A 24,677-nucleotide genomic window follows, 5' to 3' on the forward strand; every position below is an offset into this window, starting at 1 on the left:
CCCATTGTACTGTTCAGGCATGCCAGAAGCAGCTTCCGCACCGGCCGTCCGGGCCGGCATCGGCGACAGCGAGTTCGACCGGGACACCGCGCTCACCCCGCGCGCGCCCGGTGTGTACGACATCGACCTGTCGGCCGGCTGGACCATCATCAACGCCGTGAACGGCGGTTATCTGCTGGCCGTCCTGGGCCGTGCGCTCGCTGACGCCCTGCCGCACTCCGACCCCTTCACGATCTCCGCGCACTACCTCACCGCGTCCCAGCCGGGCCCGGCGGTCGTCCGCACCGACGTCGTCCGCACCGGCCGCACCCTGTCGACCGGCCAGGCCTCGCTCTTCCAGTACGACGAGCGGGGCCACGAGGTGGAACGCATCCGCGTCCTCGCCTCCTACGGCGACCTGGACTCCCTGCCCGACGACGTCCGTACGACGGCGCAGCCGCCCGCGATCCCGCCGCCGGACCAGTGCTTCGGTCCCCAGGACGGCCCGGCGCCGGTGTCCGGCAGCTCGGCCATCGCCGACCGCCTGATGATCAAGCTCGACCCGTCGACCCTGGGATGGGCGCTCGGGGCGCCGTCGGGCAAGGGCGAGATGCGTGCCTGGTTCGGCCTCGCCGACGGCCGTGACGCCGACCCCTTCTCGCTCCTCCTGGCGGTGGACGCGCTTCCGCCCACCGCCTTCGAGATCGGCCTGAAGGGCTGGGTGCCCACGGTGGAGCTCACGGTCCATGTCCGCTGCCGCCCGGCCCCGGGCCCCCTGCGCGTCTCGATCACCACCCGCAACCTCGCCGGCGGCTTCCTGGAGGAGGACGCCGAGGTCTGGGACAGCGCCGACCGGCTGGTGGCGCAGTCGCGTCAGCTGGCCCGGGTCAGGCTGGGCTGAGCACCGCACACGCCAACGGGACGCCAGCTGTTCCTGGCTGTCTCTGACCCTGGACCGCCAGGTGGAGGAGCGCCCCGGCGCCGTCTCGGCAGACGAGATCGGACTCGCCCTTGCGGTACAAAGCCAGGGTGGCCAGCTGCTCCGGGCTGGCGGTGAACGCCACGTCCTTGACCCGCCCGGCAGTTGTCCAGATCGACACCCGCCGTTCGGCAATGTGCCAGGACGGCATCCGGTCGTCAAAGGGCTGCGCCCCGTCAGAGCGGAAGACAATCGGCTTCTCGGTGGCCCGGCGGTAGCGCTTGGAACCGGGGCTGCCGAGGTTCCCGGCCTTCAGGTTGGCCTTGAGCGTGGCGTACGCGTCGCAGGTCTTCTTCACGACGTGCTGGGCGGCCTGCGCTCCCAGCCCCCACCGTGCCTTGATCTCGCCGTAGGTGTGCTCGCGCAGCGCTGAGATTCCTCCCATGGCGAAGCTCTGGGGTTCCTCGGAAGATCAGGCCGAATGCCTTGCAGCTGGCTGGACTCCCCGACGGTGACGGCGACGACGGCGAGAGCGAGTGGGTGACCGCGCGACTGTCGTACGGATTCGTCCGTGAGTCACGCCAACTCCTCGCGTTCACCGACGGGGTCGAGGTCTGCTCGCCGCCCGAGGTACGCGCGGAGCTGGTCGCCGCGGCCGCTTCTGTCACGGACCTGTACCAGTGAGTAGGCGAGGACAGTTTGTGAAGTCGCAGGTCAGCGCGTTCTCTTGAGATCCTCTTTAGCTGAATCACAGGCAGGGGACAGACCGACCCCAAGGAAGCCCTAAGCGCCGTTGATTGAGTTCCCGCACTCAAGGCTCCCCCATCTTCCTTCACCTTCCTTGGAGTTGTTCTCATGAAGCGTGTGCGTCTCTTCCCCGCAGTGGCCCTGCTGGCGCTCTCGCCTCTGGCCCTGGCGGCCTGCGGCTCGGGCGACTCGTCGCCGTCCTCGAACAGCGGCAACTCCAGGCAGCAGCAGGCCTGTCAGGCACCGACCGGCAATGCCTCGGGGCGCCCGAGAGGCGTCCCCTCGGGTGTTCCTTCGGGCGCCCCCACCGGCGGTACGACCGCCATGCCGTCCGGCGCCCCCTCGGGCATGCCGAGCGGTGCGCCCAGCGCGGGTGCCGCGGCGGGCGGTGGACAGGGCGGCCCCGGCGGCTGCGGCGGCTGCGGCGGCTGCGGCGGCGGTCAGGGCGGTCCCGGCGGGGGCGGTGCCGCACCCAGCGGCGCCCCCACCGCGCAGGCGACCAAGAACTGACCTCGGACGTCGTACGACAGGGGCGGCACTCCCGGTGAACGGGGGTGCCGCCCCTGCGCGTTGACCTGCGCCGGGTGTCCGGCTCAGCCGGGCCAGTGGTGCCGTCCGATGCTGATCAGCCGCATCTGCCGGGTCGCGACATGCGCGACCCGCGCGCGTTCCTCCTCCGTGCCCTCCAGCGCCTCCAGGAACAGGGACGCCGTGATCAGCATCTGGTCCACATACAGATGGGCCAGCATGAGCAGGTCGTCGTCGTCCCAGCCCGCGGACTCGGCGTCCTTGGCCAGCTCGCTGCGCACTTCCTCGGCGAACCGGGCCAGTTGGTCCCGGATGGCCTCCCGCACCGGCTGGACCCCGCTGTGCCGCTCACGGGCGATGAAACGGACGTGAGCGGGGTACGCGTCGACATGGCCGGCGATCAACTCGACGGCGCGCACGATGCGTTCCTCGCTGGAGTCGGCCGTGGTCACCGTCGTCCGGATCATGGGGTGCAGACTGCCCAGCGCCTCCTCGACCAGGGCCACGCCCAGGTCCGCCGTGGAGCGGAAGTGGCGGTAGAAGGCGGTGGGGGCGACGCCGACGGCGCGGGTGACCTCGCGCAGGCCCAGGCTGCTCAGGCTCTGCTCCTCCAGCAGACCCAACGCGGCGTCCAGGAGCGCCTGTCGGGTCTTCTGCTTCTGGACCTGCCGGATACCGAGGGTGTGACTCATGTCATCCAGTTAACAACTGTTCTCTGGAATTGAAAAGTCCTCAGACGCGCTAGACTCATAAGTCAGTGAACAAGTGTTACTACAAGCGTTCACCGAAACGTCACTAGAGGTGTCCTGCGGGACGCCCGGAGGGGGATCGAATCCCATGCTGTTCCTCGTCGCCGCACTCATGCTGCTCGGCGTCGTCCTGGGCACCGTGGCCCACGCGCCGCTGACCGTCACCGCCCTCGTCGCCGTCGGCATCGCCGTCTGGCTCGGCGTCTTCGCCGCCCGCGAGCGCCACAGCCGCCGCACTTCGGCCAACTGACCCACCGCACACCGCCACCGACCGCCCGACCCGACACCCTGGAGCTGAGCACGATGCAACTCACCGCCCCGGCCACGAGCAGCACCGACACCACCCGCACTCCCGCCCGCGACGCCGACGGCATGGCCGTCGCCTCCTTCATCCTCGGCCTCCTCGGCCTCCTCGTGCTGAACGTCTTCCTCGGCCCCGTCGCGATCATCCTGGCCTCCGTCGCCCTCTGGCGCGGCACCACCCGTCGCGGCCGCGCGTTCCTGGGCATGGGGCTGGGCGTGGCCGACCTGGTGGTCCTGGTGGTCTCCATGCAGATGGCCGACACGGTCTCCTGGAACCTGTGATCCCGAGGCGCACACCATGAACGACGGCCGGCCTCCCCGAGGACGACGGGGTTCGGCCGCCGAGCCGCCCGGCCTCGGCGCACTGCCGGTGGCGGCGGCCCCGTAGAATCGGCCCCACCATGGCTTACCTCGACCACGCCGCGACAACTCCGATGCTCCCCGAGGCGGTCGAGGCGATGACCGCCCAGCTGAGCGTCACGGGCAACGCCTCCTCCCTCCACGCCTCCGGCCGGCAGGCCCGCCGCACCGTCGAGGAGTCCCGCGAGACCCTCGCCGAAGCGCTCGGCGCCCGCCCCAGCGAGGTCGTTCTCACCTCCGGCGGCACCGAAGCCGACAACCTCGCGGTGAAGGGCCTGTACTGGTCCCGCCGCGACGCCGACCCGGCCCGCACCCGCGTTCTCGCCAGCCCCGTCGAGCACCACGCCGTCCTCGACGCCGTCCACTGGCTCGGCGAACACGAGGGCGCCACCGTCGAGTACCTCCCGGTCGACCCGTACGGACGCGTCCACCCCGAAGCGTTGCGCGAGGCTGTCGCCCGCAACCCCGACGACGTGGCCCTCGCGACCGTGATGTGGGCGAACAACGAGATCGGCACCCTCACGCCGGTACGCGAACTCGCCGACGTGGCACGGGAGTTCGACGTCCCGCTGCATGCCGACGCGGTCCAGGCCTTCGGCCAGGTCCCCGTCGACTTCGCCGCCTCCGGCCTCGCCGCGATGACGGTCTCGGGCCACAAGATCGGCGGCCCGTACGGCATCGGAGCGCTGGTCCTGGGCCGCGAGTACACCCCCGTGCCCGTCCTGCACGGTGGCGGCCAGGAGCGCCATGTCCGCTCCGGCACCCTCGACGTCCCCGCCGTCGCCTCCTTCGCGGTGGCCGGCCGACTGGCCGCGGAGCAGCGCGAGTGGTTCGAGCGGGAGATCGGCGCCCTGCGCGACGCCCTGGTCGAGGCGGTCCGTACGGCCGTCCCCGACGCGATCCTCGGCGGCGACCCCGTGGAGCGCCTCCCGGCCAACGCCCACTTCACGTTCCCGGGCTGCGAGGGCGACTCCCTGCTGCTGCTCCTGGACGCCCAGGGCATCGAGTGCTCCACCGGCTCCGCCTGCACCGCGGGCGTCGCGCAGCCCAGCCATGTGCTGCTGGCCACCGGTACCGACCCCGACCTGGCCCGCGGCACCCTGCGCTTCTCCCTCGGCCACACCTCCACGGAGGCGGACGTCGAGGCCCTGGCGAAGGCGATCGGACCCGCGGTCGAGCGTGCGCGCGCCGCTGGGCTGACCTGAGGGGCAGCCACAGTCCCGGCGCGTCGACGATGCCGTGATCGTGTGAGGGGTGCGGGACGCGCCGGACACCCGGTGTCCGGCGCACGGCTCACGACTTGGTCGACGAAGCCCGGTGTACGAGCTTCATGTACCGGTCCCAGTTCCAGTGCGGCCCCGGGTCGGTGTGGTCCGTGCCCGGCACCTCCACATGCCCGATGATGTGCTCCCGGTCGACGGGTATGGCGTAGCGCCCGCATATCCCGGCCGTCAGCCGCGCGGAACGCTCGTACATCGCGTCCGTGAACGACGACGCGCGCTCCACGAAGCCCTCGTGCTCGATGCCGACACTGCGTTCGTTGTACTCCCGGTTGCCCGTGTGGAACGCCACGTCCAGCTCGCGGATCATCTGCGTGATGTGCCCGTCCCTGCGGACGATGTAGTGGGCCGCGGCCCGGTGGCCCGGATCCTGGAAGACCTTGACGGCGCTCGCGAAGCTGCCCTGGGTGACATGGATGACCACCCGGTCTATCGAGTAGTCGTCCGGCCGGTCGGCCCGCCGGTAGTTCGCCGAGGAGGCCGCCACCCACCGGGCGTCCCGGAAGTCGACCGCCCCCGGCACCCGCGGCTTCTCCACCCCCGGCAGCCGCCACCACAGGTGCGACAGCTCCTCGCGCGCCAGCACGGCGGTGCCGACGGCGGCCGCCGCCCCGCCAAGCAGCAGCGCACGGCGCCCGATGCGCCGGTCCGAGTCGCTCTTCTTCGCCCCCATGTGATCACCAACGGATACTCGTGGGCTTCGGTTCCCGCGCCCCCTTACTCTTGAAGGGCTATGACTGACACCTCGCAGCCCTTCCGCCCTCTTCGTGTACTCGCCGCCATGTCCGGCGGAGTGGATTCCGCCGTCGCCGCAGCCCGGGCCGCGGAAGCCGGCCACGACGTGACCGGTGTCCACCTGGCGCTCTCCGCGAACCCGCAGTCGTTCCGCACGGGCGCGCGTGGCTGTTGCACCATCGAGGACTCGCGTGACGCCCGCCGCGCCGCGGACGTCATCGGCATCCCGTTCTACGTCTGGGACCTCGCCGACCGCTTCCGCGAGGACGTGGTCGAGGACTTCGTCGCCGAGTACGAGGCCGGGCGCACCCCGAACCCCTGCCTGCGCTGCAACGAGAAGATCAAGTTCGCCGCGCTGCTGGACAAGGCCCTGGCCCTCGGCTTCGACGCCGTCTGCACCGGCCACTACGCCCAGGTCGTCGTGAACCCGGACGGCACGCGCGAACTTCACCGTGCCTCCGACATGGCCAAGGACCAGTCGTACGTCCTCGGCGTCCTGGACGAGAAGCAGCTGGCGCACGCGCTCTTCCCGCTGGGCGACACGGTGACCACCAAGGGCGAGATCCGCGCGGAGGCCGAGCGCCGCGGTCTCGCGGTCGCCAAGAAGCCCGACTCGCACGACATCTGCTTCATCGCCGACGGCGACACCCAGGGCTTCCTGGCGAACCGGCTGGGCAAGGCCGAGGGCGACATCGTCGACGAGTCCGGCGCCAGGCTGGGCACGCACGAGGGCGCGTACGGCTTCACCATCGGGCAGCGCAAGGGCCTGCGCATCGGCACCCCGGCACCCGACGGCAAGCCGCGCTACGTCCTCGACATCTCGCCCGTGAACAACACGGTGACGGTCGGCCCGGCCGCCGCCCTGGACGTGACCGGGCTGACCGCGATCAAGCCCCGCTGGTGCGGCACCGCCCCGTCCGGCCCGGGCACGTACACGGCACAGCTGCGGGCGCACGGCGGCGAGACCGAGGTCACCGCCGAACTGGTCGGCACCACCCTGGAGGTGTCGTTCACGGAGCCGGTCCGAGGCGTCGCCCCCGGCCAGGCGATCGTGCTGTACGACGGCACGCGCGTGGTGGGTTCGGCGACGATCGCCTCGACCACGCGCGCGACGGCGGCCGTCGGCTAGGGCGCCGAGGAGAAGAACTCCGCCAGCACGGGCGCGAGTACGTTCGGATCGACCATGTGGGTCTGGCCCTCCAGGGTCCGGTACGTCCCCCGGGGTGCCGACTCGGCCACGGCCCGGGCGGCCTCGCGCATCCAGGCGGGGCTCGCGGAACCCGCGGCCGACAGGACGGGCACACCGATCGAGGCCAGCCGCGCCCGCGGCACCAGACCGTCGCCCATCACGGCGTTGTCGTACGCGAGACTCGGCGCGATGGCCTCCATGCCCGCCCACATGGGCGACCGGCGGGCACCCTGGATCATCTCCTCGGCCAGGCCCGTCAGCCGGAGGAACAGCTCGACCGCGTCCCCGCGCCGGCCGTCCCCGAGCGCCTCGGTGAGGTGCTCGGTGTACTCGGCGAGCTGCTCCGCGCCACCTTCGTAGACGACGAACGGCACCTCGTACACCGCGACCTGACGGACCGGCAGCCCGCTCGCCGCCGCCTCCAGGGCGAGCGCGCCGCCCGACGAGATGCCGTAGAGCGACGCCTCCCCGCCCGCCACGTCGATGAGCGCGGCCAGGTCCTCGACCTCGCGGGCCACCGAGTAGGGCGCCGTGTCGCCGCTGCCACCGCGGCCGCGGCGGTCGTAGGCGATGACGCTGAAGCGGTCCGAGAGGGGCCCGGCGAGGGGCGCCACCGTGGCGCCCGTCGACATCGCTCCGCTCACCAGGATGACCGCCGGGCCCTGTCCGGTCCGTTCATACGCGACGGAGGTGCCGTCGAGTGAAGTGGTCTTCTTGTCCATGCCTGTGGAGACTGCCCCACCACAGAGGAATAATCGCGCTCAATCGCTCACGACACTTCCACTTCGTAGAAGCAGAAGTGGTCCTTGATCCCGGCGACGTCGGGCTTGGGATCCGGGTAGCCCCAGACGAGGTCTGCCGCGTCCGGGGTCGACCAGTAGGAGGCGGTGCCCTTGAACGGGCAGTACGTGTGCGTGTCGGACGGCGTCAGCAGGTCGAGGCGGACGTCCTCGGCCGGGATGTAGTACCGCACCGGACAGCCCGTCTCGCGCAGGAGGAGGGCCCGGTCGCTCTCCGCCAGAACCTGGTCGCCGTGCACCACGCGCACGTGCTGGTCGTCTTGCTCGATGGTGATCGTGTGTCCTTCGGCCATATCCGCAAAGCGCTCGCGGGCGCCCGGTTCTTCCCGCGTACGGTGACCTCATGCGAATCTGCGTGTTTCTTTCCGCCGCCGACCTCGACGACCGGTACACGCGCCCTGCGCGCGACTTCGCGAAACTGCTGGGCAAGGGCGGGCACACGCTCGTCTGGGGCGGTTCGGACGTCGGTCTGATGAAAGTGGTCGCCGACGGCGTGCAGGAGGCGGGAGGGCGGCTGTGCGGGGTCTCCGTGGACTTCCTCGCGGCCAAGGCGCGGCAGGGCGCGGACGAGATGGTGATCGCCCGTGATCTCGCAGAGCGCAAAAGGCTGCTCCTGGAGAAGGCCGACGCGGTAGTGATCATGGTGGGCGGCACGGGAACGCTCGACGAGGCCACCGAGATCCTCGAACTGAAGAAGCACGGGCACACCGACAAGCCGGTCGTCCTGCTCAACACCGCGGGCTTCTACGACGGCCTCAAGGAGCAGTTCCGGCGCATGGACGACGAGGGGTTCCTGCCCCGTCCGCTCACCGACCTGGTGTTCTTCGCGGAGGAGCCGGTGGGGGCGCTGGCCTACCTGGAGGAGAGCCAGGGCGTCGCATGACCCCGGCGTGATGCGAGCATGGCGGACATGGCTACACATGTGATCACCGGAGCGGGCTCCGGCATCGGCGCGGCCGTCGCCCGCCGCCTCCACGCGCGCGGGGACGAACTAGTGCTGCACGCGCGCGACGCGGGCCGCGCGAAGGAGCTGGCCGCCGAGTTCCCCGGGGCGAGGACGCTGGTGGGCGATCTGGCCGACCCGGACAAACTGAGCTGGGCCTTCTCCCACCAGTCCCTGCCCGACCGCGTGGACTCGTTGCTGCACATCGCGGGGGTGGTCGACCTGGGCCCGGTGGGCGAACTGACCCCCAAGTCCTGGCGTCACCAGCTCAACGTCAACCTCATCGCCCCGGCCGAGCTGACCCGTCACTTCCTGCCCCAACTGCGGGCGGCGCGCGGCCATGTGGTGTTCGTGAACTCGGGAGCGGGCCTGCGGGCGAGCGCCGACTGGTCGGCGTACGCGGCGTCGAAACACGGCCTGAAGGCGCTCGCGGACTCGCTGCGAGCCGAGGAGCACGACAGCGGCGTCCGCGTCACCTCGGTCTACCCGGGCCGCACGGCGAGCCCCATGCAGGCCAAGGTCCACCAGCAGGAGGGCAAGGAGTACGACGCCTCGGAGTGGATCGACCCCGAGTCGGTGGCGACGACGATCGTGATGGCCCTCGACCTGCCCAAAGACGCCGAGGTCAACGACCTGACGGTGAGGCCGGGACGGTGACCGGCTTCAGTTACGGTGCCGCCACCGGTGTCGGCTCCATGCCCGGGGGCGACGCCCGCGAGGCCGCCAAGACGGTCACCGGCAGCTTCGAGGACTTCCCGTTCCTGCCCGAGCTGCCCGCCCGCGGCCCCGGCGCCGACATGATCGGACGGACCGCCGGCCTGCTCGTCGAGCTGTACGCGCGCGTGGAGCCCAGCGGCTGGCGGATCGGGGACCGGCCGGGGCGGGACACCAAGCGCGCCAGGTCCTGGCTCGGCGAGGACCTCGACGCGCTGGAGGAGTTCACGCAGGGGTACGAGGGCCCGCTGAAGGTGCAGGCCGTGGGGCCCTGGACGCTGGCCGCCGCACTGGAGCTGAGGAACGGCGAGTCGGCCCTGTCCGACACCGGCGCCTGCCGCGACCTCGCCGGCTCCCTCGCCGAGGGCCTGCGCCTGCACCTGGAGGAGATGCGGCGACGCGTCCCCGGAGCTCAGCTCGTCCTCCAGCTCGACGAACCCTCCCTCACCTCCGTACTCCGCGGCCATGTGAAGACCGCCAGCGGCTACCGCACCCACCGCGCCGTCGACCGCCAGCTCGTCGAGGCCACGCTCCGCGACGTCATCGGGGTTCACAGCGACGGCCCGGCCGTGGTCCACTCCTGCGCACCGGACGTCCCGTTCGCCCTGCTGCGCCGGGCGGGCGCGACAGCGATCTCCTTCGACTTCTCGCTCCTCACCGAGCGTGACGACGACACGATCGGCGAGGCGGTGGAAGGGGGGACCCGGCTCTTCGCCGGTGTCGTGCCGGGGACGGACGGCCCGTTGTCGGACCCTGCCGGTAGCGTCATGGGTGTCAGGACGCTGTGGCGCAGGCTGGGGCTGCAACCGGGGCTTCTCGCGGAGGCGGTCACGATCACGCCGTCGTGCGGACTCGCGGGGGCCTCCCCGGATTACGCACGCAGGGCACTCGCCCACTGCGCCCGGGCGGCGAGATCCCTCGCGGACAACCCAGAGTAACGGGAGGACACAACGGTGGCCGGCGACAAGCAAGCGGAGACGACGGTGCCCGCCGAGGCACGGGAGAAGCACGCCAAGCTCGCTGAGCAGATCGAGGAGCACCGCTTCCGGTACTACGTGAACGACGCCCCGGTCGTCAGCGACGCGGACTTCGACAAACTACTGCGCTCCCTGGAGGCGCTGGAGGAGGAGCACCCGGAGCTGCGCACGCCGGACTCACCGACCCAGAAGGTCGCGGGTGCCTACGAGACGGAGTTCACCTCCGTTCAGCACCGCTCCCGGATGCTCTCCCTCGACAACGCCTTCAGCGACGAGGAGCTGGCCGCCTGGGCCGAGCGCGTCGCCAGGGACGTCGGCGGGCCCGGCTACCACCTGCTGTGCGAGCTCAAAGTCGACGGCCTCGCCGTCAACCTCACCTACGAGCACGGCCGCCTCACGCGTGCGGCGACCCGCGGCGACGGCCGCACCGGTGAGGACATCACGCCCAATGTCCGGACGATCGCGGAGATTCCGGACCGGCTGAAGGGCGACAAGGTTCCCGGCCTCGTCGAGATCCGCGGCGAGGTCTACTTCCCGATGGAGAAGTTCGAGGAGCTCAACGCCCGGCTGGTGGCAGCCGGCGACAAGCCCTTCGCCAACCCGCGCAACGCGGCGGCCGGTTCACTGCGCCAGAAGGACCCCCGGGTCACCGCCACCCGCCCGCTGCACATGGTCGTCCACGGCATCGGCGTCCTGGAGGGCTTCGAGGGCCTCACCCGCCTGTCCCAGGGCTACGACCTGCTGAAGACCTGGGGCCTGCCCACCTCCCGGCACAACAAGGTGGTCGACGGCCTCGACGGTGTACGGGAGTTCATCGCGTACTACGGCGAGAACCGCCACTCCGTGGAACACGAGATCGACGGGGTCGTCGTCAAGCTCGACGAGATCCCCCTCCAGGGACGCCTCGGTTCCACCTCCCGCGCACCGCGCTGGGCGATCGCCTACAAGTACGCGCCCGAGGAGGTCAACACCAAGCTCATCAACATCCGCGTCGGCGTGGGCCGCACGGGCCGGGTCACCCCGTACGCCCAGGTCGAGCCGGTCACGGTGGCCGGCTCGGAGGTCGAGTTCGCCACCCTGCACAACCAGGACGTCGTCAGGGCGAAGGGCGTCCTCATCGGCGACACGGTGGTGCTGCGCAAGGCCGGTGACGTCATTCCGGAGATCCTCGGTCCGGTCGCCGACCTGCGCGACGGCAGCGAGCGTGAGTTCGTGATGCCGGCCGAATGCCCCGAATGCGGTACGGCGCTCAGGCCGATGAAGGAGGCCGATGTCGACCTGCGCTGCCCGAACGCCCGTGCCTGCCCGGCCCAGTTGCGCGAGCGGCTGTTCTACCTCGCGGGCCGCAAGGCGCTGGACATCGAGCACTTCGGATACGTCGCCGCGGCCGCCCTGACCAAGCCGCTGGAGCCGGCCGACCCGCCTCTGCACGACGAGGGCGACCTCTTCGACCTCACCATCGAGCAGCTGCTGCCCATCCGGGCCTACGTCCTCGACCAGGACAGCGGGCTGCCCAAGCGCGACCCGAAGACCGGCGAGGAGAAGATCGCCACGGTCTTCGCCAACCAGCAGGGCGAGCCGAAGAAGAACGCGGTCGCCATGCTGGAGAACGTCGCCGCCGCCAAGGACCGCCCGCTCGCCCGCGTCCTCACCGGTCTGTCGATCCGTCACGTCGGACCGGTCGCCGCCGAGGCGCTCGCTCGCGAGTTCCGTTCGATCGAGCGCATCGAGCAGGCCACGGAGGAGGAGCTGGCGGACACGGACGGCGTCGGCGGGATCATCGCCGCCTCCCTCAAGGAATGGTTCGCCGAGGAGTGGCACCAGGAGATCCTCCGCAAGTGGCGGACGGCAGGTGTCCGCATGGAGGAGGAGGGTTCGGGAGAGGACGAGGGGCCGCGGCCGCTCGAAGGACTGACCCTCGTGGTCACCGGCACCCTTGAGCACTTCACCCGCGACGGCGCCAAGGAGGCCCTGCAGAGTCGCGGAGCAAAAGTGACCGGTTCTGTTTCGAAGAAGACGTCTTTCGTGGTCGTGGGTGACAATCCGGGTTCGAAATTTGACAAGGCTATGCAGCTCAAGGTGCCTGTTCTCAACGAGGAGGGCTTCACCGTCCTGCTGGAACAGGGGCCGGACGCGGCGGCCGAAGTGGCACTTCCCACTGAGGAGTAGCGGTTGAAGGCCACCCGATCGGCGCATACCAGATGCATAAGGGTGGCCGGGGCGCATTCGGGCAACCGTCTACGACCGCTGCCCGTAGAAGCCTTCTGCGGCCTACTGTTGAGGTGTGCACCTGCCGTGCCCAGCTGCGGTCGGGGCATCCCCTTGCTCTTGGCGAGCAAGGGGATGGGTTTTCCAACGCGGTGCCGTTGAGGGTTGTCGGGCATCGGGCCGCGTGGCGTGGGCACCGCCGGCTGTGAGAGGGACGGGAATGGAACCGACCGAGAGCGCCGCCCCTGACTCATGGCTGCGCCGGGCCACCGGCGCATGGCGGGCGAGCCGGGGGGCCGGGCGGCCTTCGGAGCGTCCGGGCGCGGAGGGGCGCGCCACCGGACAGTACACGGTGACCGACGGGCACGCCCCGCATCTCACAGCCGACGCTTCCTCAGGTCTGCCGGGCGCCGAACACGGCCGGCACCTGTCCTGGCCCGCGCTGCCGGCGACGGTCGTCGGGGCGGCGGCCTTCGTCCTCGGCGCCGGTTTCTACCGGGCCTTCACCGGGACCCACGCGCTCTTTCCGGCCGGCACCGTCGGCTGGTCGCTGGCCGTGCTGAGCGGCATCATCGTCGGCCACCTGGTGATGCTCGGCCGCTCCCGCTGGTGGGGCGGCACCGGCTCCGGCGCCGCACTCACCCTCGCCGTCCTGATGCTGTACGGCTGGGTGCCGGCCGGAATGGTGAGCGTCACCGTCGTCGTGCTGGTCGGCGTCGCCCGCCGCAACCGCTGGCGCCAGGGCGTGCTGCACGGCTCGGTGGACATCCTCGGCATCGGTGCCGGGGCCCTGGTGCTGGGCGGCTTCGGACGCGTGCCGTCCGTGGAGATGCCCTGGAACCCCGACACCTGGACCCTCTACACGGCCCCCGAGGTGGTGCTGGTCGCCACCGCGTACCTCCTGGTCACCCGCACCCTGCTCTGGTATCTGCACGCGCCGCGCGGCGGTGTGCCCACCGTCGCCCGCACCGCCCTGGTCAGACAGGGTCTGGTCGCGGTCGCTCTGCTCGGCATCGCCCCCCTGGTCTGCGTGGTCGCCGTCGCCCAGCCGGTGCTCCTGCCGCTGTTCTCCATCCCGCTGATCGCCCTCGACTCCACCCTGTGGATCGCCCGCGCCCGCGCCGAGGAGCAGCTGCGCGACCCGCTGACCGGGCTGCCCAACCGGCAGTGGCTGCTGGAGCGCATCTGGACCGCACTGGACGACGCCGAGCGGATCGGTGCCCGGTCCGCCCTGATGCTCATCGACCTGGACCGCTTCCGCTCGGTCAACGACACACTGGGGCATCTCGCCGGTGACCGGCTGCTGTTGCAGATAGCCGACCGGCTGCGCGTCGCGCTGCCGCGCGGAGCTGAGGCCGCGCGGCTCGGTGGTGACGAGTTCGCCGTCTTACTGCCGGTCGCCGACTCCACGACGTCCGCGACCCGGGTGGCCCGCGCGCTGGTGGCCGAACTCAGCTCCCCGCTCGACCTCGACGGGCTCACCCTCGTACTGGAGGCCAGCGCGGGCGTCGCCGTCTTCCCGGACCACGCACTGGACGCCGAGGGGCTGCTGCGGCGCGCGGACGTGGCGATGTACCAGGCGAAGCGGGACCGTACGGGCGTCGAGGTGTACGAGTCCAAGCGGGACTCCAACACCCCGGACCGGCTGGGCCTGCTGGGCGATCTGCGCCGGGCGCTCGACGCGCACGAGGTGCAGTTGCACTACCAGCCCAAGGTCCGCTTCGACGGACAGGTGGCCGGCCTCGAGGCCCTCGTCCGCTGGGTGCATCCGGAGCGCGGGAAGGTGCCGCCGGACGAGTTCATAGCGATCGCCGAGTCGTCGGGGCTCATGCCCCATCTCACGGAGTACGTGCTGGAGACGGCGCTCGGGCAGGTCGCCGAGTGGCGGGCGCAGGGCCTGTTCGTGCCCGTCGCGGTCAATGTCTCACCGCGTGACGTCCACACCCCCGGTTTCGCGGGCTCCGTCGCCGCGCGGCTGGCCCGGCACGGGGTCCCTGCGGGAGCGCTCCAACTGGAGATAACGGAACACGTCCTGCTGGAGGACCCGCAGCGGGCCGCGGACACGCTGGCCGGCCTGACCGGGCACGGCGTGAAGATGTCGCTGGACGACTTCGGCACGGGCTACTCGTCCCTGGTGCATCTGCGGCGGCTCCCGGTGAGCGAGCTGAAGATCGACCGTTCCTTCGTGGCCCGGCTGGCCGTCGACACGGAGGACGCGGAGATCGTCCGCTGCACGGTCGACCTCGCCCATTCGCTCGGCCTGCTCGTCGTCGCCGAGGGAGTCGAGGACGACGAGACCTGGGAGCGCCTGCGCGACATGGGCTGCGACGCCGTACAGGGGTGGCTGGTGGCCGCGGCGATGCCGCCCGAGGAGGCGACGGCGTGGCTGCTGGCGCGCGGATCACGCGGGTGGCAGCGGCCCCGGGCAGCGCTGCCCGCCGCGGCGACCGACGAGTAGTCCGCCCACTCGCCCTCCTTATCGCACCGGTTCAGGCGCTCACCCGACCCCCGCCGTGAAATGCCCGATCAGCAGGGCCAGCCGGTCCTCGTGTGCCCTCTCGGGCAGACGGCCGCTGCGCATCAGGGTCACCAGACCGTGCAGTCCCGCCCAGTACGTCTCCGTCAGCAGACCCACGTCTTCGCCCTCCGCCGCGATCGGCTCGACCGCCTGGGCCAGTTCTCCGAAGGCCTGCTTCAAGGGCGCCGGAGCCTCGTCCGTGGCGAACGGCAGGTCCACGGCGTGCGTGAACACCACGTCGTAGAGCGCGGGCCGCCGTCGTCCGAAGGCCGCGTACGCCTCGCCCACGGCCCTCAGGGCCTCGCGCGTGCCCTTGGCCGCCGTGCGCGCCGTGCGCAGTTCCTCCGCCAGTTCCACGCAGCCCTGTACCGCGACCGCGGCCATGATCGCGTCCTTGCCCTTGAAGTGGCTGTAGAGAACCGGCTGGCTGTACTCGATCTCCGCCGCCAGCCGGCGGGTCGTCACCGCGTCCCAGCCCTCGGCCTCCGCCAGTTCCCGCGCGGCCGTGACGATCAGCCGTTCGCGCTCCGCTCGTTCGCGCTCCCGGCGCGTCTGGATCGACATGCCAGGGATTCTAGCAGCGCTAGCCAATCTGTCGATGTTCTGGTAGCTTCGCTCTCATTGCTAGCGCCGCTAGCAAGAAGGGATGGGGAGAAGAGTCGTGACCGTCACCGCCTACACCCTGGCCGTCGTGCTCAACCTGTTCTGCCTGTTCCTCGGCTACCGGTTCCTGTTCCAGCCGGCCTCCGCCGCCGCAGGATACGGCGCGCCCGCCGACCCCGCGGGCGACGCCGGCGCCTACCTCACGATCAAGGGCCTCAGGGACGGCGCCATCGGCCTGGTCGGCCTCGCGCTGCTCGCCTTCGCCGGTGCGCACGCCGAGGCCTGGATGATGCTCTGCGTGGCACTCGTGCCGCTCGGCGACACACTGATAGTCCAGCGCAACGGCGGCACGAAAGCCGTGGCGTTCGGGATCCACTTCGCCACGGCGGTCGTTGTACTGATCAGTGCCGTCCTGCTGTTCCTCGTCTGAGCGCGTCAACACCAGCACCGGGGGTCCGAAGATGTCGCTGTTCGTTCCGAAGTTCGACGAGTCCGTGATCGTCCGCGAGGCAGAGGCCGAAGTCGTCGGCCGCGCGCCCGTCACCGTCCGCCTGCTGGCCGACAGCAGCCGGACCGGCGGTGCGCTGTCCACCCAGCGCGTCACCCTCACGGACGGCGCCGACGGCGCGAAACCGCACTGGCACGACAACTCCGCCGAGATGTTCTTCCTGCTCGAAGGCGCCGCCGAGATCCTGTCCGGCGAGGACGTCGTCACCGCGGGCCCGGGCGACCTCGTGGTCGTCCCGCCCGGCAAACCGCACGCCTTCTCCGCCGTACCGGGCGCCGACGCCGACCTGCTCATCGTCCTCACCCCCGGCGTCGAACGCTTCGAGTACTTCCGCCACCTCCGGCGCATCGCCCTCGGCGAAGTCACCCCGGAGAGCCTGCTGGAGGTGCAGGAGCTGTACGACAACCACTTCATGAAGAGCCAGGCCTGGGAGGGACGGCGAGGCTGACGAGCGCGGGGCCGGCAAACCGTTTAACGGCGACCGGCCCTCGCCCCATAGGATTGGCCCCAAACCACACTCACTCACCCCAGAGGAACGCTGCATGCCTGGCATTACGCGCGAGGAGGTCGCCCACCTCGCCCGGCTGGCGCGTCTGGAGCTGAAGCCCGAAGAGCTCGAACACTTCGCGGGCCAGCTGGACGACATCATCGGCGCGGTCGCCCGCGTCAGCGAGGTCGCCGACCAAGACGTACCGCCGACCTCGCACCCGCTCCCGCTGACGAACGTCATGCGGCCGGACGAGGTCCGTCCGTCGCTCACCCCCGAGCAGGCGCTCTCCGGCGCCCCGGCCCAGGAGCAGCAGCGTTTCAAGGTGCCGCAGATCCTGGGGGAGGACTAACCGCCATGACGGACAACGTCACCATCATCAAGCTCACCGCCGCCGAGACCGCCGCGAAGATCGCCTCCGGCGAGCTCACGGCCGTCCAGGTCACCGAGGCCCACCTGGCCCGGATCGAGGCCGTCGACGAGAAGGTGCACGCCTTCCTGTACGTCGACCGTGAGGGCGCCCTGGCCCAGGCCCGCGCCGTCGACGAGAAGCGGGAGCGGGGCGAGACGCTCGGCCCTCTCGCCGGCGTCCCGCTCGCGCTCAAGGACATCTTCACCACCGAGGGCATCCCGACGACCGTCGGTTCGAAGATTCTCGAGGGCTGGATCCCGCCGTACGACGCGACGCTCACCAAGCGTCTGAAGGCCGCCGACGTCGTCATCCTCGGCAAGACCAACATGGACGAGTTCGCCATGGGGTCCTCCACCGAGAACAGCGCCTACGGCCCGACCGGCAACCCCTGGGACCTCACCAAGATCCCCGGCGGTTCCGGCGGCGGCTCCTCCGCCGCCCTCGCCTCCTTCCAGGCCCCCCTCGCCATCGGCACCGACACCGGCGGTTCCATCCGCCAGCCGGCCGCCGTCACCGGCACGGTGGGCGTGAAGCCGACGTACGGCGCCGTCTCGCGGTTCGGCATGGTCGCCTTCTCCAGCTCCCTCGACCAGGGCGGCCCGTGCGCCCGTACGGTCCTGGACGCGGCCCTGCTCCACGAGGTCATCGCCGGGCACGACCCGCTCGACTCGACCTCCATCGACGCACCCGTCCCGCCGGTCGTCGAGGCCGCCCGCAACGGCAGTGTCGAGGGCATGCGCATCGGCGTCGTCAAGCAGTTCCGCGGCGAGGGCTACCAGGCCGGCGTCATCCAGCGGTTCGACGAGGCCGTGGCCCTGCTCAAGGACCTGGGCGCCGAAATCGTCGAGCTGGACTGTCCGTCCTTCGACCTCGCGCTGTCGGCGTACTACCTGATCGCGCCGTCCGAGTGCTCGTCCAACCTCGCCCGCTTCGACGGCCTGCGCTACGGCCTGCGGACCGGCGACGACGGCAGCCACTCGGCCGAGGAGGTCACCTCCCTCACCCGTGAGGCGGGCTTCGGGCCCGAGGTCAAGCGCCGCATCATGCTCGGCACGTACGCCCTGTCGAGCGGCTACTACGACGCCTACTACGGCTCCGCCCAGAAGGTCCGCACGCTCATCACGCGCGACTTCGAGAAGGCCTTCGAGCAGGGCAGCGGAGTCGATGTGATCGTCTCGCCGACGACCCCGACCACCGCCTTCGCGATCGGCGAGCGTGCCGACGACCCGATGGCGATGTACCTGGCCGACCTCTGCACCATCCCCACGAACCTCGCGGGCAACGCGGCCATGTCGCTGCCCTGCGGCCTGGCCCCGGAGGACAACCTCCCGGTCGGTCTGCAGATCATCGCCCCGGCGCTGAAGGACGACCGTCTTTACAAGGTCGGCGCCGCCGTCGAGGCCGCCTTCGTGGAAAGGTGGGGCCACCCGCTCCTGGAGGAGGCTCCGTCGCTGTGACCAAGACACTCACCAAGGCTCAGGACTTCAAGAAGTCCAAGTCCGGTATGTACGTGTCCATCGCCACCACCGCCTTCGGCGCGATCGGTGTCGCCAAGCGAATCAAAAAGGCACGTTCCGAACAGGATTCGCTGCGACTGCTCGACGCGACGGTGGCCGCCGTCGGAATCGTCACCGGCCTCGCCGTCCTGTACCGCGAGCTGAAGCGGCTGGGCGACGACGACGTCCTGCTGGGCTGAGAGGGAAGTTTCACCGTGACCACCACGACCGACCTGGAGTCGTACGAGGACGCGCTGGCGTCGTACGACCCCGTCATGGGCCTTGAGGTCCATGTCGAACTGGGCACCAAGACCAAGATGTTCTGCGGCTGTTCGACCGAACTCGGCCAGGACGCCAACACGCAGACCTGTCCCACCTGCCTCGGCCTGCCCGGCGCGCTCCCGGTCGTCAACGCGATCGGCATCGAGTCGGCGATCAGGATCGGTCTCGCGCTGAACTGCGAGATCGCCGAGTGGTGCCGCTTCGCCCGGAAGAACTACTTCTATCCGGACATGCCGAAGAACTTCCAGACCTCCCAGTACGACGAGCCGATCGCCTTCAACGGCTACCTCGACGTGCAGATGGAGGACGGCGAGACCTTCCGCGTGGAGATCGAGCGCGCCCACATGGAGGAGGACACCGGCAAGTCGACCCACGTGGGCGGCGCCACCGGCCGAATCCATGGCGCCTCGCACTCGCTGCTGGACTACAACCGCGCCGGCATCCCGCTCATCGAGATCGTCACCAAGCCGATCGAGGGTGCGGGCGCGCGCGCTCCCGAGGTCGCCCGGGCGTACGTGCGTGAGCTGCGCGAGGTCATCAAGGCGCTCGGTGTGTCGGAAGCCCGCATGGAGATGGGGCAGATGCGCTGCGACGTGAACCTGTCGCTGCGCCCGCACGGCCGGGAGAAGTTCGGCACGCGGAGTGAGACCAAGAACGTCAACTCCCTTCGCTCCGTGGAGCGTGCGGCCCGTTTCGAGATCCAGCGGCACGCGGCCGTACTGAACAGCGGCGGCACGATCATCCAGGAGACCCGCCACTTCCACGAGGACACGGGGTCGACGACCTCGGGCCGGGTGAAGGAGGAGGCCGAGGACTACCGGTACTTCCCCGAGCCGGACCTGGTGCCGGTGGCCCCTTCGCGCGAGTGGGTCGAGGAGATCCGGGCGGGGCTGCCCGAGATGCCGCTGGCCCGCCGCAACCGGCTTGTCGCCGAGTGGGGCATCACGGCCCTCGACATGCAGGCGATCCTCAACGCCGGTGCGCTGGACCTGATCGTCGCCACGATCGACGCCGGTGCCGACGCCGCCTCCGCCCGCAAGTGGTGGATGGGCGAACTGGCCCGCAGCGCCAACGAGTCGGGCCTCCCGCTCGACGAGCTGGCGATCACGCCGGAGCAGGTCGCCCGGGTCACCGCGCTGGTCAACTCCGGTGAGCTGAACGACAAGCTGGCCCGCCAGGTCATCGAAGGCGTCCTCGCCGGCGAAGGCACCCCGGACGAGGTCGTCGAGAAGCGCGGCCTGAAGGTCGTCTCCGACGAGGGCGCCCTGGGCACCGCCGTCGACGAGGCCATCGCCGGCAACCCGGGCATCGCCGACAAGATCCGCGGCGGCAAGGTGGCCGCGGCCGGCGCCCTGGTCGGCGCGGTCATGAAGGCGACCCGCGGTCAGGCCGACGCGGCCCGCGTCAAGGAGCTGATCCTGGAGAAGCTGGGCGTCAGCGAGGGCTGAGGCCAGGCGTTGTACGGCCCCGGAGGCATCCCCTCCGGGGCCGTCCCCTTGCTCGGCGCACGGCGTCCCGCAACGACTTACGCGGACTGGTGACGACGGCACCACGGCTGCTTACGGCGCCCCACGACGCGGACGAATCCGAGCGTGCGGCGTGGGCCCATCCGGCCGCCGGGCCGGCCGGCCGCCGCGGTGCTTCGCGCGTACGGGCGCCGCGCCGGCGCTGGTACCGGCCGCCTATGCCCTCGGCATCGCCGTCCGCGCACGGGCCGCTTTCCTCGGGGCACGCGGGCGCACCCGGCGGGCGCTGTGGCTGCTGATCGTCGGGCGATGTGGATGGCTCTGGGAGACCGGTTCGACTGAGGTGACAGAGTCACCGTTACTGTCCTGTGATCTGCCTCCCATTCCTGTGAATAAAGCCACGAATGGAATGAACGATCACTTCTGCCTGCAAGAGTGGTCCTCGCATCACTCATGCGTTCTTTGCGGGCTGTTCATGGACTGAACGACTGTTCCCGGCCAAAGATCAACAAACCGTCCCCTGGGAGCACGTTCGTGGCAGCCCTTGCGCGTTGGTGTGTTCGGCACCGCCTCGTCGCGGTCCTCCTGTGGCTCCTCGCCTTCGGCGGGGTGAGCGCGGCCGCCGCCGTCACAGGCTCGGCGTACTCGAACGACTACGAGGCTCCCGGCACCGAGTCGGGCCGGGCCATGCAACTGCTGCAGGACGGATTCCCGGGGTTCGGCGGCGACAGCGACACCGTCGTCTGGCACACCACGCCCGGCTCCGTCCGGGCCGCCGACGTCGAGCAGACGATGACCGAGTCCCTGGACAGGATCGCGGACCTGCCCGGGGTGGCCTCGGTGAGCAGTCCCTACGACGGCCAGGGAACCGGCCGGATCAGCTCCGACGGGCACACCGCGTACGCCACCGTCACCTTCGACGACCGCGCCGAGGACATCAAGAAGTCCGAGGCTGAGGCTGTCGTGCACACCGCCAAGGCCGCTGAGGCCGACGGCCTCCAGGTGGAACTCGGCGGCAGCGCCATCGCGCTCACCGAGTCGTCGGGCGGGCACGTGGCCGAGATCGTCGGCGTGGTCGTCGCCGCCGTCGTGCTCTTCCTCGCCTTCGGCTCGTTCGCCGCGTCGGTACTGCCCATCGCGACCGCGCTGGTGAGCGTCGGCACCGCGTACGCCGCGATCGTGCTGCTCGGGCACGCCATGACCGTCGCCGACTTCGCGCCCATGCTCGGCATGCTGATCGGGCTCGGCGTGGGCATCGACTACGCGCTGTTCATCGTGACCAGACACCGGCGCGGACTGAAACGCGGGCTGTCCGCCACCGAGGCGGTCACGAGCGCAGTGGCGACCACGGGCCGTGCGGTGGTCTTCGCGGGTGCCACCGTTTGCATAGCCCTGCTGGGGATGCTGATCCTCAGGCTGAGCTTCCTCAACGGCGTCGCGATCGCCGCCTCCCTGACCGTCGTCCTGACGGTCGCGGCCTCTGTCACCCTGCTGCCCGCCCTGCTGTCCTTCATCGGCCCGCGCGCCCTGAGCCGGCGCGAGCGGCGCCATCTGGTGGAGCACGGGCCCCAGCCGGAGCTGCCGACCGGGTTCGCCGCCCGCTGGTCGGCGTTCGTGGAGCGCCACCCCAAGGTCCTCGGCATCGTCGCGCTGGCCGTCATGGCCGTCCTCGCGCTGCCCACGTTCTCCCTCCACCTGGGCACCTCCGACCAGGGCAACGACCCCAGGCCGTCCACCACACGCCAGGCCTACGACCTCCTCGGGCACGGCTTCGGGCCCGGCGTCAACGGTCCGCTGACGGTGGCGACGCGCGTCAACGGCGGCGAGGACAGGCTCACCCTCGACAACCTCGACGCCACCCTCCGCACCACCGAGGGTGTCGCCTCGGTGACACCGGTGACGTACAACACCGGCGGCACCACCGCGTACTTCACCGTCGTCCCGAGTTCCGAACCCCAGTCGCAGAAGACCAGTGACCTCGTGGACCGGCTGCGCACCGAGGTACTGCCGCGCGCCGAGACCGGCACCTCGCTCGACCTGCGCGTCGGCGGAGTGACGGCCAGCTACGACGACTTCGCCGACGTCATCGTAGGCAAGCTGCCCCTGTTCGTCGGCGTCGTCATCGGCCTCGGCTGCCTCCTGCTGCTGCTCGCCTTCCGCTCGATCGGCATCCCGGCGAAGGCCGCCGCGATGAACGTCGCCGCGGTCGCCGCCGCCTTCGGCGTCGTAGTCGTGATCTTCCAGTGGGGCTGGGGCAGCGAGCTGCTGGGCCTCGGCCGCGCGGGCCCGATCGAGCCCTTCCTGCCCGTGATCATGGTGTCCGTCCTCTTCGGACTCTCCATGGACTACCAGGTCTTCCTGGTCAGCCGGATGTACGAGGAGTGGCTGGAGACCGGCGACAACCGGCGCGCCGTCCGCGTCGGGCTCGCCGAGACCAGCCGGGTGATCAACTCCGCCGCGGTCATCATGATCTCGGTCTTCCTCGCCTTCGTCCTCAGCGGCGACCGTGTGATCGCCATGTTCGGCATCGCGCTCGCCTCGGCCGTCGCCCTCGACGCCTTCGTGCTCCGCACGCTGCTGGTGCCCGCCCTCATGCACCTGCTCGGCGGCGCCAACTGGTGGCTGCCCCGCTGGCTCGACCAGCGCCTGCCCCGTATCAGCATCGAACCGCCGGAGTGCCGCGCCGCCCATGAAAGGCTGGCCGCCGCGACGGACGCCGAGGTGGCGGACGTACTGGCGAAGGGGCGGGAAGCGGATGTACGCGATATCTCTGGGTGACGATGCCGAACTCCGGGCGCTGGAGCCCTGGCACGCCGAGGAGTTTTTGGCGCACCTGGAGCGCGGGCGGGAGTTCATCGGGCAGTTCATCCCGTTCGGCTCCAAGGCCGTCGACGTGCCCTCCGCGCGCGCGGCGCTCCAGCGCTACGCCGACATGCGCGCCGCCGACACCGGCTCGCTGCACGGCCTGTGGCTGGAGGGCAAGCTCGTGGGCGGCGTGCTCTTCCTGAATTTCGACGCGGACAACGGCAACTGCGAGGTCGGCTGCTGGCTGGAGCCCGCCGGCACCGGACGCGGCCTCGTCACGCGCGCGATGCGGGTGCTGATCGACTTCGCGGTCGATCAGCGCGGCATCCATCGTGTGGAATGGGTCGCCGCCGCGGGCAACGAGCCCAGCCTGAACGTCGCCCGCCGTCTGGGTATGACCCGCGATGGGGTACGCCGGGAGGCGCACCCCTATCGTGGCGTACGGCACGACCTGGAGGTGTGGTCGATCCTCGCCCCGAAATGGCGTGAAGTACGCGCGCGTGCCGCGCACAACGATCATTAAGAAGTCTCTCAGACAGGATCCGTACGGTGCCGGACATGGGAACGAAGACAGTTGACGAGACCGGAGCCGAAACGGGCGCCGAGACCACGACCGACGAGGAGAAGGTGGACGTCACCAAGGCCGACGAGGTGACCGAGACCGAGGCCCCGGCCGAGGCGGACAACGCCGACGTCGAGGCCGCCGAGGGCGTGGTCGAGGACGAAGCGACGGCCCCGGCCGGCGTCGGCCAGGGCGCGGGAGCCGTCGTCTCCGCCGCGCTCGGCATCGTCTCGCTGACCGGCAGCTGGGTCGGGACCGTGGCGTCCGCGCGCCAGTCGCTCATCGGCCAGATGCACGCACAGACCTCGTCGGCCTCCGGCGTCGCCAAGCTCCTCAAGGATGGTTACGGCGACGCCTGGCAGGCCACCGCCCTGTGGGGCGGCGTGTTCGCGCTGCTCGCGCTGGTCGTGGGCGTCGTGGTTCTCGCGCGGCCCGCGTTCGGTGCTCCCGGCAGGCCGCAGCCGGCCTGGATCAAGTCGGTCGCCTGGGGTGGTGTCGCCCTCGGCGTCATCGGCCTGCTCCTGGCCGTCCTCAAGTACACCGACATCCTGCTCGGGCTGCCCTCCGCAGGCTGAATCACCGCAGTTCCTGAGGGGTCTTAGGGCATCCGTAAGCACCTTACGGATGCCCCTGAGGCCCCTGAGGCACGTCTAAGGCCCCGGGCGCCGCCGAAGATGCGGAACTCTCCCGATGTGGCGGACCCCCCTTGGAGACGAAGGTTGAGGCATCGCAGAAAGCGAAGCCGAAAACCGCCGCTCACAAGGGACACACCATGTACGAGTACGAGATCTCCCAGCTCCGCTCCGCCGAACTGATCCGCCAGGCCGAGCAGGAGCGGCTGGCCCGCGAGGTCGTCCGCGGCCGCCGTGCCGCCCGCCACGAGGACGCCCGCCATGCCGCCGAGGACGAAAGCCATAGTCCGCGCCTTCACCGGCTCCGCTCCGCCCGCGCGGCGTGAGCGCGGGACTTGTCCAGGAGGACGGCGGCGGAATCTCAGCCCGTCCGGCGATTGAGGACGAGGCACCTTCAGGACCGAAGCGGGCGTCCGGGGGCGGCAGCCCCCGGCAGACGGCAACACCGACGCCGGGCAACGTGCACCACACCGGC

27 protein-coding genes and 1 pseudogene are annotated in these 24,677 nt (G+C 70.7%); 22 read left to right on the forward strand and 6 right to left on the reverse strand.

The features are described 5' to 3' along the window. Positions 1 to 19: 19 nt before the first annotated feature. Positions 20 to 880: a thioesterase family protein gene (locus OOK07_RS30510; protein WP_266684984.1), complete on the forward strand. Its 861-nt coding sequence runs from the start codon at positions 20 to 22 to the stop codon at positions 878 to 880. Between the two features lie 64 nt (positions 881 to 944). Here OOK07_RS30510 and OOK07_RS30515 read toward each other — a convergent pair. Further along, a pseudogene (locus OOK07_RS30515) lies at positions 945 to 1,325 on the reverse strand (RNA-guided endonuclease TnpB family protein); the annotation flags it as partial. 59 nt (positions 1,326 to 1,384) lie between these two features. Between OOK07_RS30515 and OOK07_RS30520 the strand changes: the two are divergent. Both OOK07_RS30520 and OOK07_RS30525 read left to right on the forward strand, forming a co-directional pair. Then, complete coding sequence (locus OOK07_RS30520) at positions 1,385 to 1,582, forward strand: WCX domain-containing protein (RefSeq protein ID WP_406312602.1); 198 nt, start codon at positions 1,385 to 1,387, stop codon at positions 1,580 to 1,582. Positions 1,583 to 1,753: 171 nt separating this feature from the next. After that, positions 1,754 to 2,155, forward strand: a complete 402-nt coding sequence (locus OOK07_RS30525) for a hypothetical protein (RefSeq protein ID WP_266799653.1) — start codon at positions 1,754 to 1,756, stop codon at positions 2,153 to 2,155. Positions 2,156 to 2,238: 83 nt separating this feature from the next. Here OOK07_RS30525 and OOK07_RS30530 read toward each other — a convergent pair whose 3' ends face one another. Then, positions 2,239 to 2,865, reverse strand: coding sequence for a TetR family transcriptional regulator (locus tag OOK07_RS30530; RefSeq protein WP_266684986.1), 627 nt, complete (start codon positions 2,863 to 2,865; stop codon positions 2,239 to 2,241). Between the two features lie 145 nt (positions 2,866 to 3,010). Between OOK07_RS30530 and OOK07_RS30535 the strand changes: the two genes are divergently transcribed. The 3 genes from OOK07_RS30535 (at position 3,011) to OOK07_RS30545 (ending at position 4,790) form a co-directional block, all read left to right on the forward strand. Continuing rightward, positions 3,011 to 3,172 carry a hypothetical protein gene (locus OOK07_RS30535; protein ID WP_266799655.1) on the forward strand — a complete coding sequence of 54 codons (162 nt, stop codon included), beginning with the start codon at positions 3,011 to 3,013 and terminating at the stop codon, positions 3,170 to 3,172. A gap of 53 nt (positions 3,173 to 3,225) precedes the next feature. After that, positions 3,226 to 3,507, forward strand: coding sequence for a DUF4190 domain-containing protein (locus OOK07_RS30540; protein WP_266684987.1), 282 nt, complete (start codon positions 3,226 to 3,228; stop codon positions 3,505 to 3,507). A 119-nt stretch (positions 3,508 to 3,626) separates the two neighbouring features. Continuing rightward, complete coding sequence (locus tag OOK07_RS30545) at positions 3,627 to 4,790, forward strand: cysteine desulfurase family protein (protein ID WP_266684988.1); 1,164 nt, start codon at positions 3,627 to 3,629, stop codon at positions 4,788 to 4,790. 88 nt (positions 4,791 to 4,878) lie between these two features. Here the strand turns inward: OOK07_RS30545 and OOK07_RS30550 are convergent, their stop codons facing one another. Beyond that, a complete protein-coding gene (locus tag OOK07_RS30550) occupies positions 4,879 to 5,538 on the reverse strand; it encodes an N-acetylmuramoyl-L-alanine amidase (RefSeq protein ID WP_266799657.1) in 660 nt (219 codons plus the stop codon). 60 nt (positions 5,539 to 5,598) lie between these two features. Here OOK07_RS30550 and mnmA point away from each other — a divergent pair, with 60 nt between their 5' ends. Then, positions 5,599 to 6,729, forward strand: a complete 1,131-nt coding sequence (gene mnmA / locus OOK07_RS30555) for a tRNA 2-thiouridine(34) synthase MnmA (RefSeq protein ID WP_266684990.1) — start codon at positions 5,599 to 5,601, stop codon at positions 6,727 to 6,729. On the opposite strand, the gene OOK07_RS30560 is transcribed toward mnmA, so the two are convergent. Both OOK07_RS30560 and OOK07_RS30565 read right to left on the reverse strand, forming a co-directional pair. Next, positions 6,726 to 7,511 (reverse strand): alpha/beta fold hydrolase, encoded by a 786-nt coding sequence (locus OOK07_RS30560; protein ID WP_266799659.1) that lies wholly within the window; start codon positions 7,509 to 7,511, stop codon positions 6,726 to 6,728. The genes mnmA and OOK07_RS30560 overlap by 4 nt on opposite strands. Before the next feature lie 47 nt (positions 7,512 to 7,558). After that, positions 7,559 to 7,882 carry a DUF427 domain-containing protein gene (locus OOK07_RS30565; protein WP_266684992.1) on the reverse strand — a complete coding sequence of 108 codons (324 nt, stop codon included), beginning with the start codon at positions 7,880 to 7,882 and terminating at the stop codon, positions 7,559 to 7,561. A 50-nt stretch (positions 7,883 to 7,932) separates the two neighbouring features. Here OOK07_RS30565 and OOK07_RS30570 point away from each other — a divergent pair, with 50 nt between their 5' ends. The 5 genes from OOK07_RS30570 (at position 7,933) to OOK07_RS30590 (ending at position 14,889) form a co-directional block, all read left to right on the forward strand. Beyond that, positions 7,933 to 8,472, forward strand: a complete 540-nt coding sequence (locus tag OOK07_RS30570) for an LOG family protein (RefSeq protein WP_266684993.1) — start codon at positions 7,933 to 7,935, stop codon at positions 8,470 to 8,472. 18 nt (positions 8,473 to 8,490) lie between these two features. Further along, positions 8,491 to 9,189 carry an SDR family oxidoreductase gene (locus tag OOK07_RS30575; protein ID WP_266684994.1) on the forward strand — a complete coding sequence of 233 codons (699 nt, stop codon included), beginning with the start codon at positions 8,491 to 8,493 and terminating at the stop codon, positions 9,187 to 9,189. Beyond that, positions 9,186 to 10,184 (forward strand): methionine synthase, encoded by a 999-nt coding sequence (locus OOK07_RS30580; RefSeq protein ID WP_266684995.1) that lies wholly within the window; start codon positions 9,186 to 9,188, stop codon positions 10,182 to 10,184. The genes OOK07_RS30575 and OOK07_RS30580 overlap by 4 nt, the downstream gene beginning before the upstream one ends. A 15-nt stretch (positions 10,185 to 10,199) precedes the next feature. Beyond that, positions 10,200 to 12,392 carry an NAD-dependent DNA ligase LigA gene (ligA, locus tag OOK07_RS30585; protein ID WP_266799661.1) on the forward strand — a complete coding sequence of 731 codons (2,193 nt, stop codon included), beginning with the start codon at positions 10,200 to 10,202 and terminating at the stop codon, positions 12,390 to 12,392. A gap of 259 nt (positions 12,393 to 12,651) precedes the next feature. Then, positions 12,652 to 14,889: a putative bifunctional diguanylate cyclase/phosphodiesterase gene (locus OOK07_RS30590; RefSeq protein WP_266799662.1), complete on the forward strand. Its 2,238-nt coding sequence runs from the start codon at positions 12,652 to 12,654 to the stop codon at positions 14,887 to 14,889. 39 nt (positions 14,890 to 14,928) lie between these two features. Here OOK07_RS30590 and OOK07_RS30595 read toward each other — a convergent pair whose 3' ends face one another. Continuing rightward, positions 14,929 to 15,513 carry a TetR/AcrR family transcriptional regulator gene (locus OOK07_RS30595; RefSeq protein ID WP_266799664.1) on the reverse strand — a complete coding sequence of 195 codons (585 nt, stop codon included), beginning with the start codon at positions 15,511 to 15,513 and terminating at the stop codon, positions 14,929 to 14,931. A 97-nt stretch (positions 15,514 to 15,610) separates the two neighbouring features. Here OOK07_RS30595 and OOK07_RS30600 point away from each other — a divergent pair, with 97 nt between their 5' ends. The 10 genes from OOK07_RS30600 to OOK07_RS30645 all read left to right on the forward strand — a co-directional run bounded on the left by OOK07_RS30600 (position 15,611) and on the right by OOK07_RS30645 (position 24,528). Then, a complete protein-coding gene (locus OOK07_RS30600) occupies positions 15,611 to 15,982 on the forward strand; it encodes a DUF4267 domain-containing protein (protein ID WP_266799665.1) in 372 nt (123 codons plus the stop codon). A gap of 31 nt (positions 15,983 to 16,013) precedes the next feature. Continuing rightward, positions 16,014 to 16,508, forward strand: a complete 495-nt coding sequence (locus tag OOK07_RS30605) for a cupin domain-containing protein (RefSeq protein WP_266799667.1) — start codon at positions 16,014 to 16,016, stop codon at positions 16,506 to 16,508. A gap of 94 nt (positions 16,509 to 16,602) precedes the next feature. Continuing rightward, positions 16,603 to 16,899: an Asp-tRNA(Asn)/Glu-tRNA(Gln) amidotransferase subunit GatC gene (gene gatC / locus OOK07_RS30610; protein WP_030231941.1), complete on the forward strand. Its 297-nt coding sequence runs from the start codon at positions 16,603 to 16,605 to the stop codon at positions 16,897 to 16,899. A 5-nt stretch (positions 16,900 to 16,904) separates the two neighbouring features. Next, a complete protein-coding gene (gatA, locus tag OOK07_RS30615; RefSeq protein WP_266685001.1) occupies positions 16,905 to 18,416 on the forward strand; it encodes an Asp-tRNA(Asn)/Glu-tRNA(Gln) amidotransferase subunit GatA in 1,512 nt (503 codons plus the stop codon). Between the two features lie 47 nt (positions 18,417 to 18,463). Then, positions 18,464 to 18,655 (forward strand): hypothetical protein, encoded by a 192-nt coding sequence (locus OOK07_RS30620; protein ID WP_405673761.1) that lies wholly within the window; start codon positions 18,464 to 18,466, stop codon positions 18,653 to 18,655. A 15-nt stretch (positions 18,656 to 18,670) separates the two neighbouring features. Continuing rightward, the gene (gatB, locus tag OOK07_RS30625) at positions 18,671 to 20,185 is read left to right on the forward strand and encodes an Asp-tRNA(Asn)/Glu-tRNA(Gln) amidotransferase subunit GatB (protein ID WP_266685003.1); all 1,515 of its coding nucleotides are present in this window, start codon (positions 18,671 to 18,673) and stop codon (positions 20,183 to 20,185) included. Between the two features lie 552 nt (positions 20,186 to 20,737). Further along, positions 20,738 to 22,981 (forward strand): MMPL family transporter, encoded by a 2,244-nt coding sequence (locus OOK07_RS30630; protein ID WP_266799670.1) that lies wholly within the window; start codon positions 20,738 to 20,740, stop codon positions 22,979 to 22,981. After that, on the forward strand, positions 22,959 to 23,531 hold the full coding sequence (locus tag OOK07_RS30635; protein WP_266799671.1) for a GNAT family N-acetyltransferase: 573 nt from the start codon (positions 22,959 to 22,961) through the stop codon (positions 23,529 to 23,531). The genes OOK07_RS30630 and OOK07_RS30635 overlap by 23 nt, the downstream gene beginning before the upstream one ends. Positions 23,532 to 23,566: 35 nt before the next feature. Then, a complete protein-coding gene (locus OOK07_RS30640) occupies positions 23,567 to 24,145 on the forward strand; it encodes a hypothetical protein (protein WP_266685006.1) in 579 nt (192 codons plus the stop codon). Positions 24,146 to 24,276: 131 nt separating this feature from the next. Next, positions 24,277 to 24,528: a hypothetical protein gene (locus OOK07_RS30645; protein WP_406312610.1), complete on the forward strand. Its 252-nt coding sequence runs from the start codon at positions 24,277 to 24,279 to the stop codon at positions 24,526 to 24,528. Positions 24,529 to 24,677: the final 149 nt, after the last annotated feature.

It is taken from the genome of Streptomyces sp. NBC_00078, from assembly GCF_026343335.1.
In the GTDB taxonomy this organism is placed as follows: Bacteria; Actinomycetota; Actinomycetes; order Streptomycetales; family Streptomycetaceae; genus Streptomyces.